Genomic DNA, 16984 nt, shown 5'->3' with positions numbered 1-16984 from the left:
CATTCGGGTGACGATTGATCATTCACGTCTCCCTCAGTGCCTATGATCCACCGTTGTGACAGAGAGTCAGTACGCCCGGGTCGTCCAGCACTCGGCCGATGTGGTCATCCTCGGGGCCGGCCCGGCAGGCCTGGTGCTGGGCAACCTCTTACTCCGCAGCGGAATCGACTGTGTCGTGGTCGAACGGGCCGCTCGCGACCACATCCAGAACCGGGCACGCGCCGGCTTCCTCGCCGCGAACACCGTGCGGATCCTGGAACGCAACGGTCTGGACGAGGGACTGCGCCGACGCGGCCAGGAACACGGCATCTGTGAGTTCCGCACCGAGCACGGCCGCTTCCGCCTCGACTACCGGCTGCTCGGCCGGGGCGAACCGCACACCGTGTATCCGCAGCACGAGCTGGTCACCGACCTGCTCGCGCAGTACGTCGACGCCGGCGGCCGGATCCACTTCGACACCGAGGCCGTCGCCGTCTCCGACGCGGACGGCCCCACGCCCACCGTGACCGTACGGGAGGGCGACGGACGTCCCGTACGGTGGCGGGCGCGCTACGTCGCCGCCTGCGACGGCCGCCACGGAGCAGGGCGGCGTTCGCTCCCGCCCGGCGTGGTCCGCCACCACCGCGACCACGCTGTGTCCTGGCTCGGCCTGCTCGCCGAGGCCCCGCCGAGTCTGGACGCCGTGGGCTACGCCACCCACCCGCACGGGTTCGCCGGGCACATGGCCCGCTCCGCCGAGATCACCCGCTACTACCTGCAGTGCGAACGGGGGACACAGGCCGACACCTGGAGCGAGGACCGCGTCTGGGACGAGCTGGATCTGCGCATGCGCGCGAGCGAGTACGGACCCTTGCTGCGCGGCCCGATCGTGCAGCGCGCCGTCGTCGACCTCGAGTCCGACGTGCTCGAACCGCTGCGCCACGGCTCCCTGTTCCTCGTGGGCGATGCCGCCGCCCTCATCAGCCCGTCCGCCGCGAAGGGCGCCAACCTGGCGGTGCTCGAGGCGGAGACCCTGGCTCAGGCCCTGACCGCCGCCCTCTTTCACGACGACCCCGAGCCGCTCGCCTCCTACTCGGAGCGGTGCCTCGCCCACATCTGGCGGGCGCAGGAGTTCTCGCACTGGATGATCCGCCTCCTGCACGGAGAGCCGGGTCCGGAGGGCGACTCCCTCTTCCAGGAGCGTCTGCGCCACTCCCGGATCGCCTCGCTGCGCACCTCACGCGCCCAACAGGACTGGTTCGCAGAGAACTACGTCGGCATCTGACCCCGACCCTCTCCTCCCCCTACTTCTCTTCTTCTCGTCCCCGTTCCGGGCCGGGCGCTGGGCCGACCGTGCCTGCGCACGCCACGCTCCGGTGCCCGGAGTCCCGGGGCTTCCTCCTTCACCCATGGACAGGGAATGCGCTCCGAACAACGCTTCACCATGCCCACCATGCCCGCGCCCACCCCCCTGACGAACACAGGCGACGACGCGGAGCGCCTGCGCACGACGGCTGGATTCGTCCGGGAGCAGGACACGTCCGTCCTGCTCTCCCGTGTGCTGCCCGGCCTCGACGGCCCCGAACTCCGGGCGCTGACGGACCAGTGCCGCTTCGCCCACGCCGCCGTGCTCGTGTTCCCGCCCGACGAGCAGACCCTGCGGGCCGACCTCACGGCGTGCGGGCTCTCCGTCGACGCCCAGGCCCAACCCAGTGTCGTCGTGCGCGAACGTCTCGCCGCACGGCACCGCCGCACTCCAGAGGATCTTGACGTAAGGATTCTCCGTCCCCTGGTACGAGGCCCCAGCGGCGAGCGACGGGCGGTCGAGGTGTTCGCGCTGACGGTGCCACCGGGCTCCGGGCTGGCCGGGATCGCCGCCGAGGAACGCCGCCTCGACCACGAGGCGCACCTCGCCTTCGACGTGGCGCGGCCCGACCCGCTGGTGCTGCGAGGCCTGTTGGCCGGCTTCGCCCGGCACGGCGCGACCGCCGACGGAGGCGGCTACAACCCGCACGAGGACGGCACCGTGTTCTACTTCACCGTCCCCGCCGAGACGAAGACGCCGTACCGGCGCGTGGAGCTCTACGCGAGCGGAGACCACCGGGACGTCCTGACCGAACACCTCCGACAGGCGGACGCACCGCACCCGGCGGAGCGGCTCCTGTGGCTGCTGACCGGCGCGTGGACCACCCAGGCCCTGGCGGCCTGCGCGCGGCTGCGGCTGCCGGAGGCACTGAACCTCCGCACCGGGGTCGACTGCTCCGAGCTGGCCCGGGCCGTCGGCGCCGACCCGCAGAGCCTGACGACCCTGCTCAGGTACCTGGCGATGCTCGGCGTGGTCTCCGAAGACACCGACGGCTTCCGGCTCACCGAGGTCGGCGCGCTCCTGCACACCGAAGTCCCGGGCTCGATGCGGCCCCTGGCGCTGATGTACGGCGGCCCCTTCTACCAGTCCTTCGCCCAGCTGACCCACACCGTACGCACCGGCGAACCCGGCTTCGACCACCTCTACGGCCGGAACCACTTCGACCACTTCGCCGACGACCCCGAGCTGGCCACCCTGTTCGACCAGTCGATGGTGTCGAGCGCCGCCATGTTCGACGCACTCCTCGCGCACCCGGTCCTGACCTCCGCAGCCACCGCCCCGGGCCGCCCCCGCACCGTGGTCGACATCGCCGGTGGCACCGGCGAGCTCCTCGGCCGCATCCTGACCGCCCACCCCACCCTGAACGGCATCCTCCTCGAACGCCCCCAGGTCGTCGCCGCCGCCCGCACCCACCTCGCGGCCACCGACGCGGGCGAACGGTGCGCATACCGGGCGGGTGACTTCGCGGACGTTCCGCCCGACGGTGACGTCTACCTCCTCTCCCGGGTCCTGCACGACTGGGACGACGACCGCTGCCGGAGCATCCTGCGGCACTGCGCCGACGCCATGCCCCCGCACGCCGACCTCCTCGTCGTCGAGCGCCTCCTGCCGGCCGCGGCGGCCGTCCCCTCACTCGCCACCGCGTGGGACCTCCACATGATGTGCAACACCGGAGGCCGTGAACGAACGGCCGAGCACTACGCCCGACTGCTCGAAGGCCACGGCCTCGAACTCGTCGGCCACACCCCGCTCGCACTGGGGGCCCACGCCCTCCACGTCCGCAAGTCCTGACGGACGGAGCGACCCGTAGGATGACGACCGCGCCGTGACGGCGCGTGTTTCTACGGGGGAGAGCTTCGGTGTTCGGAATCATCAGGCCATGCCGTCATCGTCTGGGCGAGGGCTTGCGTACCGAGTGGATGGCCCATCTGTGCGGGCTGTGCCTGACGCTGCGCGGGGAGTACGGGCAGTTCGCGCGGGTGGCCACCAACTACGACGGTCTCATCGTCTCGGTCCTGACCGAGGCCCAGTCGGAGCGGACCGGCGACTGGCGGCGCGGGGCGGGACCGTGCCCGCTGCGCGGGATGCGGTCGGCGGACGTGGCACAGGGCGAGGGTGCGCGGCTGGCAGCCACCGTGTCGCTGGTGCTGGCCGCCGCGAAGATACGTGACCATGTGGCGGACGGCGACGGGCTGTTGGGGCGCCGTCCGGTGGCCCTCGCGGCACGCCGGATCGCCCGCGGCTGGGACCGCGCGGGTGCCGCGGGCGGTGAGCGGCTCGGCTTCGACACCGCCGTGCTGCTCCGGGCGGTCGAGCGTCAGACGGAGATCGAGCGGTCGACCGGCCTCGGTGGCTCGCTGCTGACGGTCACCGAGCCCACGGAGACGGCGACCGCCGCCGCCTTCGCGTACACCGCGGTGCTCACGGACCGTCCGGGCAACGCCGAGCCGCTGGCGGAGGCCGGTCGACTCTTCGGCCGGCTGGCCCATCTGCTGGACGCGGTGGAGGACCTGGACGCGGACGAGGCGTCGGGCGCATGGAACCCGATCGCCGTGACCGGCGCGGACCGGGCCGAGGTGCGCAGGCTCTGCGACGACGCCGTGCACGGCATCCGACTCGCCCTGTCGGACGCGGTGTTCGTCGACGGACGGCTCGTACAAGTCCTTCTGGGCGGCGAGCTGGAGCGTGCCGTGGACCGGGTCTTCGACCCTCGGCATCGCCACCACCGGCACCGCCCCCAGACGCGCGGCCTGCGCATGCTGCCCTGGCTCGGCCGTCGTACGGAGACGGAGGCGGCCGCGGAGACCGGCACGGGCGCGGCGTGCGGGATCGGTGCGCTGGGAGGCACGGCTCCCGGCGGTGCGCAGTCGGCGTCCGGCCGGTCGCCGGAGGGGCAGTGCCCGCGGTGTCGCGAAGTGCGCCGGATCTGCCGCGACTGCAGGCTCTGCTACAACTGCTGCCGCTGCGACGACGACGACGCGGGTGAGTGGGAGCCCGATCAGTCCGGCGGCGGCAACTCTGGTGGCGGCTCGAACCGGGACGGTTCCGGGGGCGACGGCTGGTTCGGCGGGGGTGGCGGCAACTCGGGTGGCTCCGGCGGGAGTTCGGGCGGAGGCGGCCACTCGCACGGCGGCTCCGGCGGCTCTGGCGGCTCCGGCGGGTCGGGCGGCGGCTCGGGCGACGGTTGCGGCGGGGGCTGCTGCAACCCCTGCAAGTGCTGCTGCGACTGCTGCGACTGACCCGGGCCTGCTGTCGGCTCCCATGCCGCCCGGAGGTCTCCGGGCGGCATCACCGAGTAGTGCCGGGCGCTACTTCAGATACGGACCGTCCACGCCGATCTTGCCGGGAGCCGCGTTGGCCCCGGCGAGGTCGAGCACGTAGACCCGCAGGTTGCCCTTGCCGGAGGCGGGGGCGGTGAGGGTGCCGTTGGTGACGGTGACGGTCTGGCCGGTGACGGCCTCCTTGTAGGTGCCGTTGAGGATCCCGCTGAAGGTCGCGCCGTTGCCGACGGAGACCAGGGCGTAGCTGTCGACACCCGTGGCCGTGTCGGTGTAGCGGCGCTTGAAGGCCATGCCGCCGTTGACGCCTTCGGTGGAGTACTGGCCCATCTGGAGGGCGGGGACGGCCCGGCGGATCTGGTTGAGTCGCTGCAGGTGCTTGACGAGCGGCTGCTGGAGGGTCGTGGCTACGGCGCCGGTCGCGCTGGTGACCTGCGAGAAGTCGCCGGCCGTCACGTTCCCCGCGATCCTGTCGCCGTAGTACGCGCGCCCCGTGGAGGCCAGCGGACAGGTCGGCCCGCAGTCGATCTCCTTGCCGGCCTGGAACTCGATCTCCGATCCGTAGTAGAGGGTGGGGATGCCGCGGAAGGTCCACATCAGGGACATGTTCTCGGCCCAGGCGTCGGTACCGCCCGTGTAGCGCTCCTTGGACTTGTTGGGTCCGTAGTCGTGGCTGTCGACGTAGACGACGTTGTAGGTGGCGTCGTTGACGCTGTCGTCGGAGTCCTTGCCGTTCTCGAAGGCGTTCGACGCGTAGCCGAAGTTCATGTGCATCCGCATGTCGATGATGTTCATGCCACTGAACCGGCTGCGGTCCGGGGTGTGGTAGCTGTTGCCGGCGAGGAAGGCGTTGTTCGAGGTGGGCTGGTTGCCGGTGCCCTGCTGCTGCTCGTAGTCGTACATCTCCAGCGCCGCCCTGGCGTCGTCCGCGGCGTACTCCTTCCGCTCCTTCCAGGTGAAGAACTGCGCGGAGTGGTTGACCGAGCCGCGGTTCCACTTGTCGTTGACGAAGGCCCCGACTTCACCGAAGACGAAGAAGTCCTTCGCCTTCTGGGCGCCGAACCTGCTCGTGACCCGGTCCTGGATGGCGGGCAGGAAGCGGCGGTTGAAGGTGGTGCGCGGGATGTGGACGGCGGTGTCGACGCGGAAGCCGTCGACGCCCATGTCGATGTACTTGTTGTAGGCGCCGATCAGATGGTTCTGCACCGGCGTGCTCTCGGTGTCGAAGTCCGCCAGGTCGTCGTGCAGCCAGCAGGAACGCGAGTCCTCGCCCTCCCAGTTGCCGAGCCAGCACTGGTGGTAGTACGCCGACGGGAACATCTTCGACGTGGGGCTGGGCCACTGGCAGTTGTAGATCGTGTAGCCCTCGGGGCTCTTGGCGCCGGTCGGCACACCCCAGTTCAGACACGTGTTGCCGCTGGGCTCGGCCGTCGACCACAGGTCGCCGTTGTAGTAGGACTTGCCCGAGACGGGCTCGACGGTCAGCCCGTCGTACTCGAAGCCGCTGTTCGGCTGGTCGTAGTACCAGCTCCACTGGGCGTCCCGGACGCCGTACACCTTCGGCGTGAACAGGCCCTTGGCGCCCCAGCGGGACGAGTGGTTGTAGACCACGTCCTGGTAGATCTTCATGCCCTTGGCGTGGGCGGCGTTGATGAGGTCCTGATAGCTCGCGCCGGCGGACTCCAGTCGCGGATCGACCTTGTAGAAGTCGTAGCCGTGGTAGCCGTGGTAGTCGTAGTCCGAGCGGTTGAGGACGACCGGGGTGATCCACACGGCGGAGAAGCCGAGGCCCTTGATGTAGTCGAGCTTCTGCACGAGCCCCTTGAAGTCGCCGCGGAACATGGGGTCGTCGTTCGCCGCGTTGCCGGACTTCGTGTGCTGGCTGCCGCCGCGGTTGTTGGAGCTGTCGCCGTCGTTGAAGCGGGCGGTGAGGACGAAGTAGATCGGGTCCTTGCGCGGATCGCCACCGAGCGGGGTGCCGGGGGCGGCGGGCGGCGGGGCGTCGCCGGTGGTGGCGCACGTCTGCGCGCTCGCGGCGGAGAGGTTGCCGGCCGCGTCCAGGGCCTTCACGGTCCAGCAGTACGAGGTGTGCGCCGCCAGGCCGCTCACGGACAGCACGGTGGAGGCGGTGTTCACCACCGATGTGCCCTGACCGCCACCGGTGCGGGTGACCTGGTAGCCGGTGACGCCCCCGTCGTCGGTGGACGCGTTCCAGCTGAGCACCACGGAGGTGTCGGTGACGCTCGCGGCCAGGCCCGTGGGCACGGTGGGCGCCGTGATGTCCGGCTCCACGGCCGCGCACGGATCGGTGGCGCTCGCCGCCACCACCCTGTCCTTGACGGTGGAGTTTCCTGTGCCGAGCGGGTAGTTGGCGCCGTTGTTGTTGTCCCAGACGCCGTTGCCGTTGTTGAAGGTGGCCTGCCAGGTCGTGGCGGTGCCGATGTCGACCGTCTTCTTCACCCACCCGGCGCAGGCCGGTTCCATGCCGGTGCCCGGGGCGCTGGTCCAGGTGCCTCCGCTGGGCGCCCAGTGCAGGTTGACGGTCGTCCACCCGACGGTGGCGGTGGAGTACCAGACGGTCGCCGCGTTCCCCTGCGGTGGCTGCGTCGAGCCGCACGGGTCGCTGTGGGCGATCACACCGTCCTTGACGGTGATCGAGCCGGTGCCGAGCTGGTGGTTGGCGCCGTTGTTGCTGTCCCAGGTGCCGGAGCCGTTGGTGAAGGCGGCCTGCCAGCCGGTGGCCGTGCCCAGGTCGACGGTCAGCTTGACCCAGTCGGTGCAGGCGGCGGCCATCCGCGTGCCCGGGACGGTCGTCCAGCTACCGCCCGCGGGTGCCCAGTGCAGGTAGTACGCCGACCAGTTCCGCGTCGCCGTGTAGTAGTAGACGGTCGCGGAGGTCGGCGCGGCGGCGGCGCACGGGTCTGTGGTGGTCACCGCGCCGTTGCCGACGGCCGAGGTCCCGCTGCCGAGCCGGTAGTCGGCGCCGCCGTTGTTGTCCCAGGTGCCCGAGCCGTTGTTGAAGGCGACGGCGAGGCCGGTGGCCGTGCCCAGGTCGATCGTCTTCTTGTACCAGCCCGCGCAGGCCGCCGTCATGGGCAGACCGGGGGCGGTGGTCCAGCCGCCGCCGGTCGGGGCGTAGTGGATGTTGACGGTGGTCCAGCTCGCGGCCGGCTTGTAGTACACGGTGGCGGTCGTCGCCGCGTGCGCGGTCACGGCCGGCAGCAGAGCGGCCGACAGGCCGAGCAGCGCGGCGAGGAGACCGAGCACGGCCAGGGGGCGCGTTCTCCGGTGTCCGCGGGGTGGGGGTCGATGGAGCAGGGTGCTCATGACGGCGGCTCCTGAGGTGAGGGGGAGTGTGAAACGCGCGTCGTGCTGAGGGGCTGGGCGGCTACTTGGCGATCAGCAGAAGGGCCGCGCGGCCGTGCAGGCGGTACACGGTCCCGGCGCCGCCGATCAGGGCCTCGCTGCCCGGCTGGGCGAACTGGCTCGCGCCCTCGGCCCAGGTGGAGGTGTCGGTGACGCGGTACCAGTTCTTGCCGGCGCCCGGGGACGGGAGCGTGAAGTCGACGGCTCCGGACCAGCCGTTGTAGCCGACGTACACCGCGCTGTTCGGGTCGCCGAGCTCACTGCCGTCGTAACGCCAGGCGAGGGCGTGGTTGTCGGCGCTGCTCCAGTAGGCGCCGTCGGGTGCGACGCCTGCGGGGGTGAACCAGTCGAGCTGGCCCATGCCGTTGCCGTTGCCGTCCGAGGCGTTGTAGAAGGCGGCCGGGCGAAGGGCGGGGTGGGCCTTGCGGAACGAGATCAGGCGCTGAGCGTAGGTACGGAACGTGGACTGGTCCGACGTCCAGGACGTGCTGAGCCAGTTGGCGGACGAGTCCAGGTTGTAGGGGTTGTTGTTGCAGTCGACCGAGCGCAGGTACTCGTCGCCGCCGGTCATCATGGGGGTTCCGGCGGACAGCATCAGCAGGGCCAGGCCGTTGCGGGCCGCCTTGCGCTGGTCGGCGGCGTCGCCCGACTGGTCCCAGGACAGGTTGTGGTCGGATCCGCCGTCGGAAGGTCCGTACGGCCACGCCTGACCGTTGTTCTTGGCGTTGCAGCGGTACAGGTCGGCGAGGGTGAACCCGTCGTGCGCGACCACGAAGTTGACCGAGTTCCAGGGCGCCCGACCGCTCGATGCGTACAGGTCGGAGGAACCGGCGAAGCGGGTCGCGAGGTCGCCGGGGGTGACGCTCTCGCTGCCCATGGCGTTCTGATCGCGGCGCACGGTGTCGCGGAACTTGTCGTTCCACTCCGACCAACCCGCGGGGAAGTTGCCGACCTGGTAGGTCCCGCTGCCCAGCGCCCAGGGCTCGGCGATCCAGTCGGTGCCGGAGCCGCCGCCCGAGGGCCGCGGAGGCATCAGGGCGGTGATCCGGTTCAGGGCGGTGTTCGGGTCGGTGCGGCTGTACTGGAAGCAGCCGTGCTCGCAGGTGTTGCCGAGCACGGGAGCCAGGTCGAAGCGGAAGCCGTCGACGCCCAGGGTGTCCTTCCAGTGGGCGAGCGAGTCGGTGATCAGGTCCCTGGTGACGGGGTTGTAGGTGTTGAGGTTGCCGTTGACGCCCGTGTTGTCCCAGGACGCCTGCCTGTCGCCGGTCAGCGAGTAGTACGTGGGGTTGTCCAGGCCGCGCAGGTTGAACAGGCTGTAGGTGTTCTTGTCGCCGGCGTTCCACGGCCCGCCCTCGGCGGCGTGGTTGTACACGACGTCGGTGAAGACCTTGATCCCGGCGTCGTGGTAGGCCCTCACCATCTCCTTGAACTCGCGGGTCGGCCCGCCGGGGCTCTTGTCGGCGGCGTAACGGCGGTCGGGGGCGAAGAAGTTGAGGGTCTCGTAGCCCCAGTAGTTGTCGCCCGCGGTACCGGTGGGGTCGACGTCGTTGGTGTCGTTCTGGGCCTCCTGGAGGGGCAGGAACTCCACCGCGGTCACCCCGAGGGACGCGAGGGCGGCGGCCTTGAGGCCCGCGCCCTTGTAGGTGCCCTGATAGGCCGCAGGCACGGACGGGTCGTTCTTGGTCAGCCCCCTGACATGCACTTCGTAGACGATGTCGTCCTTCAGCGCCCGGGTCGGTTTGGTTCCCGTGCTCGTCGTGTCGGCCGCCGGCACGATTCCCTTGGGCGCCTGCGTCCCGTTGTCGACCGCTCGGTACGCGGGCCCGGTGCCGTAGACGGTCTTCGAGGGCCCGCCCGGGGTGAGCGGGTCGTGGCTGAGTTCCCGCGCGTACGGATCGGTGAGCAGCTTGTTCGGGTTGAACCGGTTGCCCTCGCCGTCCACGTCCGCGACGAAGCCCGCCGTGGACCCCTTGGTCCACGCCGCGTCGTACGGCCAGTTCGGGCCCCAGGCGCGGTAGCCGTAGTGGACCGGGCCGGTGATGCCGTACTGCTGGCGGATCGTGGCGACCGGCACGGTCACGGACCAGACACCCGTGCCGGGATCCTTGGCGAGCGTGAGCGCGGCGGCCTCGTGGACTCCGGTGGCCGCCGTGTAGAGGTACAGCTGGATGCGGGTGGCGTGCGAGGAGTGGATCCGGAACTCGAGGTTGGCGCCGGTCGCGTCGTAGCGCGCACCCAGCGGCCCGCCGGCGGCGGCCGCGGCGGGCGTCACGAGGGGCGCGGGGGCGATGAATCCGCCGAGGGCGGCCGCGGCCGCGAGGCCGACCGTCGCGGTACGCAGCACCGCGCGGCGGCGCCCTCTGCGGAGGCGGGCAGGCTGGAACGCGGACATGGCGGCTCCTGACGGCAGGCAGCGGGAAGCCATGGCGCCGTCCCTGACGCCAGAGGCTGAAAACCCTTGCTGAATCTTGCCGAAAATTAGTGCAGCCGCATGCGCGCGTAAAGACCCGCCGCACAGCCTGTTTCACGGCGGACACGAGGAGAGCCGCACCGGCGGCCCGCCGGGTCGAGCCGCCGCCCCGGCGAGGACCCGGCGAGACCGTCTCCGGCTAGGCGGCGGCGGGCCGCTCGGCCGACAGGCGCGGCGTGCGCGGCGGTTCGGTGCGGCGGCTGCCGGTCTGCTCGAAGGCTGCGGCGAGGGTCAGCAGGGCGTTGTCGTCGTAGGCGCGGCCCGCGAAGGTCAGGCCGACGGGCATGCCCGTGTCCGCCATGGTGCCCATCGGCACGGTCACGGTCGGGATGCCGAGGTGGCGGGGGACCAGGTTGCCGTTGGCGACCCAGACGCCGTTGCGCCACCCGAGGTCCGCCGAGGCCACGTTCACGTCCATGTCCGCGGGGCCCACGTCGGCCACCGCGGGGAAGACCACCGCGTCCAGGCCGAGGCCGTCCATCCACTGCTCCAGGTCGACGCGGCGCGTCTCCTCGAGCCCGCGCAGCCCCTCCTCCAGGAGCGGCATGTCGGCGAGGGAGGCGTACGGGCGCTCGCGCACGAAGCGCGGGTAGTCGCCGATCGTGTCGTCGAAGCCCTCGTACCGGTCGGGCAGTTCGCCTTCCTGCTTGGGCCAGATGCGATCGCCGTCGACGTCGGCCAGGGTGGAGAGCGCCGGGTCGCCGTTGGCGCGCAGGAAGTCGTCCCAGGCCCAGGCCGACAGGTCCTCGATCTCGAAGGTGAGGTACTCGCGGCCGACGAGCCCGCGGGTGAGCAGCGAGGGCGCTCCGGGGCGGTCGGACTCGTAGTGGGACACCACGGGGAAGTCGACCTCGACCACCTCCGCGCCGGCGGCCTCGAGATCCCGGCGCGCGGCTTCCCACAGCGCGATCACCGAGGGGCGCGTGTCGACGCGCTGCCCGGTCTGGCCGCCGATGCCTCCGTCGGGGTTCGTTCCGGCGTCGGGGTCGGCGTTGATGTACATGCGGGGCACGCCGACGCGCTTGCCGGCGAGCGCGGCGGAAGCGGCCCCGGCGTGGGCGGGTGCGAGGGCGGGGTAGGAGGCGGGGCGCACCTGGGACGCGGCGGGCAGCTCCACCCACGGCTGGGCGCGCCACAGGTCGCCGCGCGTGAGCGGGTCGTCGGCGACGATGACGTCCAGCAGTTCGAGCAGGTCGGCCATGGTGCGGGTGTGCGGGACGACGACGTCCATGGTCGGCACGAGCGGCCAGTTGCCCCGGACCGAGATCACGCCGCGGCTGGGGGTGTACGCGCACAGCGCGTTGTTCGAGGCGGGCGCGCGCCCGGAGGACCAGGTCTCCTCGCCGAGGCCGAACGCGCCGAAGGAGGCCGCCGTCGCCGTGCCGGAGCCGTTGGAGGAGCCGGAGCCGTAGGCGCTGGTGAGCCAGTCGGCGCTGTACGGGCTCTCCGCTCGGCCGTACGCACCCCGCTGCATGCCGCCGTTCGCCATCGGCGGCATGTTCGTCAGACCGATGAGGACCGCGCCACCGGCGCGCAGCCGCTCGACGGCGAAGGCGTCGCGCTGAGCGACGAGGTGCTCGAAGGCGGGGGAGCCTGACGCGGCCGTGAGCCCCTTCGCGAGGTAGCTGTCCTTGGCGGTGTACGGGATGCCGTCCAGCGGGCCCAGTGTCTCGCCGCGCGCACGGCGGGCGTCGGAGGCCTCCGCTTCGGCGCGGGCCTGCGGGTTCATCACGACCATCGCGTTGAGGGCGGTGGCCGTGCCGGGCCGGTCGTACGCGTCGATCCGCGCGAGGTAGGCGTCGAGCAGCTCGACCGCGGTCGTCTCGCCCTTCTCCAGCGCAGCCCGCAGATCGGCGATACAGGTCTCCACGACATCGAATCCGCGCGTCATGAGGGTGTCTCCCGGGTGGTGAGTAGGACAGGCGGGCCGCCGGCCGTCGAAGCGGCCTCGCACAGGCGGGCGGCACCCTCTCCATCGTTCTGACTAGATTTTCAGTCTAGACTAGGAGTCTAGGATTTCGGAACCTAGACTTGGGGCCGGGATCGTCCGGAACCGAAAGTGAGCTCATGCCGACGTCTGAGACCGGGCCCGGGCTGCCCGACCGCCTCCTCCCGCCGGAAGGCGCGAACAGGACGTCGGGGGCCGGTGCCGGTGCCGCCTCCCGGTCCGCGGCGCGGGTAGCGGTCGACAGGAAGCGTCAGCCCAGCGGCGACGAGGCGCGGGGACGGGCGATGCGGGCCGCCATCGGCGTCATCGCGGAGAAGGGCACGGCGGCCCTGCGGATGTCGGACATCGCCGAGCGGGCCGGCATGAGCACCGGCCACATCCTTTACCACTTCGGCAAGAAGGACCGGCTCCTGCTCGAGGTCCTCGCATGGAGCCAGGCGGAACTCTGGACCCGGTTCCAGGAGGCCGCCGACCGGGCCGCGTCCCCCGCCGAGAAGCTTGACCTGTTCGTCCGCTTCTATCTGCCCCGCCACCAGGGCGACGAACGCTACGCGCTGTGGGCGCAGGTCATGACCCAGCGGCACGACGAAGAGGGCCGGCGCATCCTGACCGAGCTGCTGGACGGCTGGGACGCGCGTCTGGAGGCCATTCTCCGTGAGGGGCGGGAGCTCGGGCACTTCGCTGACGTGGACCTCCCCGAGTTCATCATCAGGGCGGTGGCCATGCTGAGCGGGATCTCCGAGGACGTGATGTTCGGACGGTCCCGCTGGCAGCACACATCCGCCCACGCCTTCGCCCTGTCCGCCCTCGAACGCGAACTGCGTCCCGCGGGTCGGGGCTGACGCGCGCGCTGCGGGCGTTGCTCGGGGTCGGCGACGCCCGCACCGGCGCGGGGCGGGGAGCGTGGAGTGCGCGGCGCACCCCCGCATAGGAGCCTGGTGGTGTGGTGAAGCCAAGAAAGGCGGCGACCGGGGCGTACTGGCGGAGCTGGCTGCGCGGGGCCCCTCCGCCCCGCTGGGTGCGGGTCCTGCCCGTGGTACTGCTCGTCGGGGTCGGAGCGGCCTCCCTCACCGACTCCGTTCCGCTGGACATCGGCTTCCTGCTGGGCGCGGTGCCCCCGCTCGCCGTCCTGGCCTACGGGCCATGGGCCACGGCCTTCCTCGGCGCCGCGACGATCGGGCTGCTGACCATTCCCCTCTTCCATCTGAACCAGCCCGGCAACACCGACCTCTTCACCCTCGGCTTCGTCGCGGCCCTGAGCGTCTTCGTCTCGTTCGTCCGCGGGCGCCGGGACGAGCAGCTCGACCTGGAACGTACCGTCGCCGAGACGGCCCAGCGGGCGATCGTCCCGGACGTACGGCGACGGGTCGGGCCCCTGCGCTGCGCGAGCCTGTACCGCGCCGCCGAGCGCGGCACCCTGGTGGGAGGCGACTTCTTCGACGTCCGGCCCGGCCCCCACGGGGTGCGTGCGGTCCTCGGCGACGTACAGGGGCACGGTCTCTCGGCCGTCGCGACGGTCGCCGCCGTCCTGGGAGCGTTCCGCGAGGCCGTGCTGGACGACGTGGACGCCGAGTCGATGGCGGCGCGCCTCGACCGCAGGCTCGTGGTCGACTCGGCGCGGACGGAGCACGCGGAACTCTTCGCCACGGCCGTCCTTCTGGACTTCGCGCCGCACGGGCGGGAGGTCCGCGTCCTGGCCTGCGGCCATCCGCCCCCGGTCCTGCTGCGCGCCGGAGCCGTGAGCACCCTCGAACTCGACCCAGGACCGCCCCTGGGACTCGGCCTCGCCGATGTCATGGCCGGAACCGCCGGGACGGTGTCGCTGCTGCCCGGGGACCTGCTGCTCCTGGCGTCGGACGGAGTCCTGGAGGCCCGGGACGCCTCGGGCGCCTTCTACCCGTTCGTCGAGCGCCTGACCAGCATGACCGGCGTCGGCCTCGACGAGCTGCCCGACGAGATCTGGGCCGACCTGAGCCGCTTCACGCCCAAGATCCAGGACGACGTCACCCTCCTGATCCTCACCCCGTACGCCGCCGAGCCGGGCTGACGGGACGGCGCCGGGGCCGCGCGACCTCCGGCAGGCCTGTATGGCGCACCGCGCTCTTCCTCTCGGGTGATCCCGGTGGCGCGCGTCCCGCGATCACGGGTGTCTGGACGAAGGAACCACAGCCAGGAAACGGGAGACCATGGAGCGGAAACGCAGGCGCCTCGCGACGCCGTGGGCCGCCGGGGTGGCGGGAACGGTGTTCGCGATCCTGACGGCCACGGCGATCGTCCTCGTACGCCTCGCCGTGCCGACCGGCGTCGACGGCGGAGAGGCGACCGTGGACGCGGGGCAGCGGAGCGCCGTGCGGACGGCGCTGGAGCTGATCCCCTTCGCCGGGATCGCGTTCCTCTGGTTCATGGGCGCTCTGCGCGAGCAGGCGGGGCAGCGCGAGGACAAGTTCGTCGCCACGGTGTTCCTGGGCAGCGGTCTGGTCTTCGTCGCCATGCTCTTCGGCGCCGCGGCGGCCGCCTCGAGCGTGCTCGACGAGGACGGACAGGGCTCCGCCTTCGGCCGCGACATCGCGTACGGCCTGCTGACCACCTACGCCATGCGGATGGCGGCGGTGTTCGTCATGACGACCTCGACCATCGGCCACCGACTCGGCATCATCCCGCGCCCACTCACCGTCTTCGGCTATCTGGCGGGCCTGACGCTGCTCGTGGTGGGAGCGAACGTGCCCTGGTCGGAGTTGGTCTTCCCGGCCTGGGTGCTCGTTCTCAGCCTGAACGCCCTGTGGGGCCGACGTTCCGCCGCGTCGCCGACCGCCGCCTCGTCCTGAGCGGCCCGCACCCGCCCCCACCCGCACCTCACCCGCACCCGCTCACTCGATCGGTCCGCTCCCCGTCGCTGTGGCCCTCCCGGCCGGTGAGAGTGGGCCCAGGGGGTTGTGACCGAGCCGTCGGAGAGGGCCGATCCCGTGGTGCGCATCGCCGTCGATCTGAACCGCTGCCAGGGGTACGCGCAGTGCGCGTTCCTCGCTCCCGAGATCTTCACCATGCACGGGGACGAGGCGCTGCTGTACGACCCGGATGCCGACGGGGCCCAGCGCGAGAAGCTGGCCCAGGCCGCCGCGGCCTGCCCCGTGCAGGCCATCCTCGTCGATGCCGTGGACGAGCCGGCCGAGGCGGTGCCCGGTGCCCGGTGACGGAGCCTTGGAGCAGCTCAAACGCGAGGGCCGCATCGTCGTCGTCGGCGCCTCGTTGGCAGGTCTGCGGGCTGCGGAGACCATGCGTGCCAAGGGCTTCAGGGGATCCCTGACCATGATCGGCGACGAGCCCTACGAACCGTACGACCGGCCCCCGCTGTCCAAGGGGGTGCTGCTGGGCAGGGCGCGCGCCGACCGCACCGCGCTGCCCCGGCTCCGATCCGTCGACGCGACGTGGCGGCTCGGCGTTCCCGCCACAGGCCTGGACATGGCCGCGAGGACGGTGCGGCTGGCCGACGGCGACCAGGTGCCGTACGACCGGCTGCTGATCGCCACGGGCGTCCGGGCCCGGCCGTGGCCGCGCGAGGAGGAGGCGGAACTCGACGGCGTGTTCGTGCTGCGGACCCGCGACGAGGGAGCCGCGCTCGCCCGGCGGCTCGACGAGGGACCCAAGCGGGTCCTCGTCATCGGGGGAGGATTCGCCGGCTCGGAGGTCGCCGCGGCCTGCCGCGAACGCGGCCTCCCCGTCACCGTCGCCGAACGAGGCGCCGCGCCACTGGTCGGCGCGCTCGGCGGGGTGATCGCGGCGGTGGCCGCCGACCTCCAGCGCGAGCACGGTGTGGACCTGCGGTGCGGGGTCATGGTGACCGCCCTGGAGGGCGACGCCTCGGGACGGGTGCGCGCCGCGCATCTGTCCGACGGCTCCACCGTGGAGACCGACGTGGTCGTCGTCTCGCTCGGAGCGCTCCGCAACACCGAATGGCTGCACGGTTCCGGGCTCGGCGCCGGGCCCCGCGGCATCGCCTGCGACGCCGGCTGCCGGGCCTTCGACATCCGTGGGATCGTCACCGACGACATCTACGCGGCGGGCGACGTCGCCCGCTGCCCCCATCCCCTGTTCGGTTACCAGTTCCTGTCGCTGGAGCACTGGGGCAACGCCGTCGCCCAGGCCGGGATCGCGGCACACAACATGCTCAGCGAGAGCGTCGACCGACTGCCGCACATGGACGTGCCGGCCTTCTGGTCCTCCCAGTTCGGCGTCAACATCAAGTCGGTCGGAGTGCCGTCGATGGCGACGGAGATCCTGATCGCGCAGGGCTCGCTGGACAGCCGCCGGTTCGTCGGCGTCTACGGATACCAGGGGCGCGTCATCGGTGCCGTCTCCTTCGACCACGGCCGGTGGCTGCCCTTCTACCAGGAACTCATCGAACGCACCGCGCCGTTCCCACCGCAGTTCCCCACGGTCGACCGACAGGCGGAAGGGCAGCGGCCGATGGACGCGGACTTCCCCGACCCGTCGGTCCCCAGCCACGGCCCCACCGTCACCGTCAGCGGATACTCGCCCGCCGACCGCCGGATGACGTTCACCCCCGCGCACTGACCCGC

Annotated in this window: 11 protein-coding genes; 8 read left to right on the top strand and 3 right to left on the bottom strand. The window is 71.7% G+C overall.

The window, feature by feature from the left end:
- Positions 1–55: 55 nt before the first annotated feature.
- The 3 genes from AB0E14_RS08970 (at position 56) to AB0E14_RS08960 (ending at position 4584) form a co-directional block, all read left to right on the top strand.
- Positions 56–1264, top strand: a complete 1209-nt coding sequence (locus AB0E14_RS08970) for a 4-hydroxybenzoate 3-monooxygenase (protein WP_362414043.1) — start codon at positions 56–58, stop codon at positions 1262–1264.
- 168 nt (positions 1265–1432) lie between these two features.
- Complete coding sequence (locus AB0E14_RS08965; protein WP_362414041.1) at positions 1433–3136, top strand: methyltransferase; 1704 nt, start codon at positions 1433–1435, stop codon at positions 3134–3136.
- 68 nt (positions 3137–3204) lie between these two features.
- Entirely contained in the window at positions 3205–4584 is a 1380-nt protein-coding gene (locus AB0E14_RS08960; protein WP_362414039.1) for a DUF5685 family protein, read from the top strand.
- 69 nt (positions 4585–4653) lie between these two features.
- Here the strand turns inward: AB0E14_RS08960 and AB0E14_RS08955 are convergent, their stop codons facing one another.
- The 3 genes from AB0E14_RS08955 to AB0E14_RS08945 all read right to left on the bottom strand — a co-directional run bounded on the left by AB0E14_RS08955 (position 4654) and on the right by AB0E14_RS08945 (position 12350).
- Complete coding sequence (locus tag AB0E14_RS08955; RefSeq protein ID WP_362414037.1) at positions 4654–7950, bottom strand: carbohydrate binding domain-containing protein; 3297 nt, start codon at positions 7948–7950, stop codon at positions 4654–4656.
- Positions 7951–8011: 61 nt separating this feature from the next.
- Complete coding sequence (locus AB0E14_RS08950) at positions 8012–10381, bottom strand: isoamylase (protein WP_362414035.1); 2370 nt, start codon at positions 10379–10381, stop codon at positions 8012–8014.
- A 217-nt stretch (positions 10382–10598) separates the two neighbouring features.
- The gene (locus AB0E14_RS08945) at positions 10599–12350 is read right to left on the bottom strand and encodes an amidase (protein WP_362414033.1); all 1752 of its coding nucleotides are present in this window, start codon (positions 12348–12350) and stop codon (positions 10599–10601) included.
- 176 nt (positions 12351–12526) lie between these two features.
- Here AB0E14_RS08945 and AB0E14_RS08940 point away from each other — a divergent pair, with 176 nt between their 5' ends.
- The 5 genes from AB0E14_RS08940 to AB0E14_RS08920 all read left to right on the top strand — a co-directional run bounded on the left by AB0E14_RS08940 (position 12527) and on the right by AB0E14_RS08920 (position 16979).
- Entirely contained in the window at positions 12527–13249 is a 723-nt protein-coding gene (locus AB0E14_RS08940; RefSeq protein ID WP_362414031.1) for a TetR/AcrR family transcriptional regulator, read from the top strand.
- A gap of 101 nt (positions 13250–13350) precedes the next feature.
- On the top strand, positions 13351–14454 hold the full coding sequence (locus tag AB0E14_RS08935) for a PP2C family protein-serine/threonine phosphatase (RefSeq protein ID WP_362414029.1): 1104 nt from the start codon (positions 13351–13353) through the stop codon (positions 14452–14454).
- A gap of 139 nt (positions 14455–14593) precedes the next feature.
- Positions 14594–15232 carry a hypothetical protein gene (locus tag AB0E14_RS08930; protein ID WP_362414027.1) on the top strand — a complete coding sequence of 213 codons (639 nt, stop codon included), beginning with the start codon at positions 14594–14596 and terminating at the stop codon, positions 15230–15232.
- Between the two features lie 141 nt (positions 15233–15373).
- Positions 15374–15598 (top strand): ferredoxin, encoded by a 225-nt coding sequence (locus AB0E14_RS08925; RefSeq protein ID WP_362414147.1) that lies wholly within the window; start codon positions 15374–15376, stop codon positions 15596–15598.
- On the top strand, positions 15555–16979 hold the full coding sequence (locus AB0E14_RS08920; protein ID WP_362414025.1) for an FAD-dependent oxidoreductase: 1425 nt from the start codon (positions 15555–15557) through the stop codon (positions 16977–16979). Before AB0E14_RS08925 ends, AB0E14_RS08920 begins: the two co-directional genes overlap by 44 nt.
- Positions 16980–16984: the final 5 nt, after the last annotated feature.

The organism is Streptomyces sp. NPDC047981, from assembly GCF_040653315.1.
Taxonomy (GTDB): domain Bacteria; phylum Actinomycetota; class Actinomycetes; order Streptomycetales; family Streptomycetaceae; genus Streptomyces.
This window is presented reverse-complemented; position numbering and strand designations above follow the sequence as displayed.

What these genes read in the sequence shown, in the direction of transcription:
- AB0E14_RS08965 (WP_362414041.1), top strand. Translation starts at nt 1,433, where the DNA reads ATGCCCGCGCCCACCCCCCTGACGAACACAGGCGACGACGCGGAGCGC.
- AB0E14_RS08955 (WP_362414037.1), bottom strand. Translation starts at nt 7,950, where the DNA reads ATGAGCACCCTGCTCCATCGACCCCCACCCCGCGGACACCGGAGAACG.
- AB0E14_RS08950 (WP_362414035.1), bottom strand. Translation starts at nt 10,381, where the DNA reads ATGTCCGCGTTCCAGCCTGCCCGCCTCCGCAGAGGGCGCCGCCGCGCG.
- AB0E14_RS08945 (WP_362414033.1), bottom strand. Translation starts at nt 12,350, where the DNA reads ATGACGCGCGGATTCGATGTCGTGGAGACCTGTATCGCCGATCTGCGG.
- AB0E14_RS08940 (WP_362414031.1), top strand. Translation starts at nt 12,527, where the DNA reads ATGCCGACGTCTGAGACCGGGCCCGGGCTGCCCGACCGCCTCCTCCCG.
- AB0E14_RS08930 (WP_362414027.1), top strand. Translation starts at nt 14,594, where the DNA reads ATGGAGCGGAAACGCAGGCGCCTCGCGACGCCGTGGGCCGCCGGGGTG.
- AB0E14_RS08920 (WP_362414025.1), top strand. Translation starts at nt 15,555, where the DNA reads ATGCCGTGGACGAGCCGGCCGAGGCGGTGCCCGGTGCCCGGTGACGGA.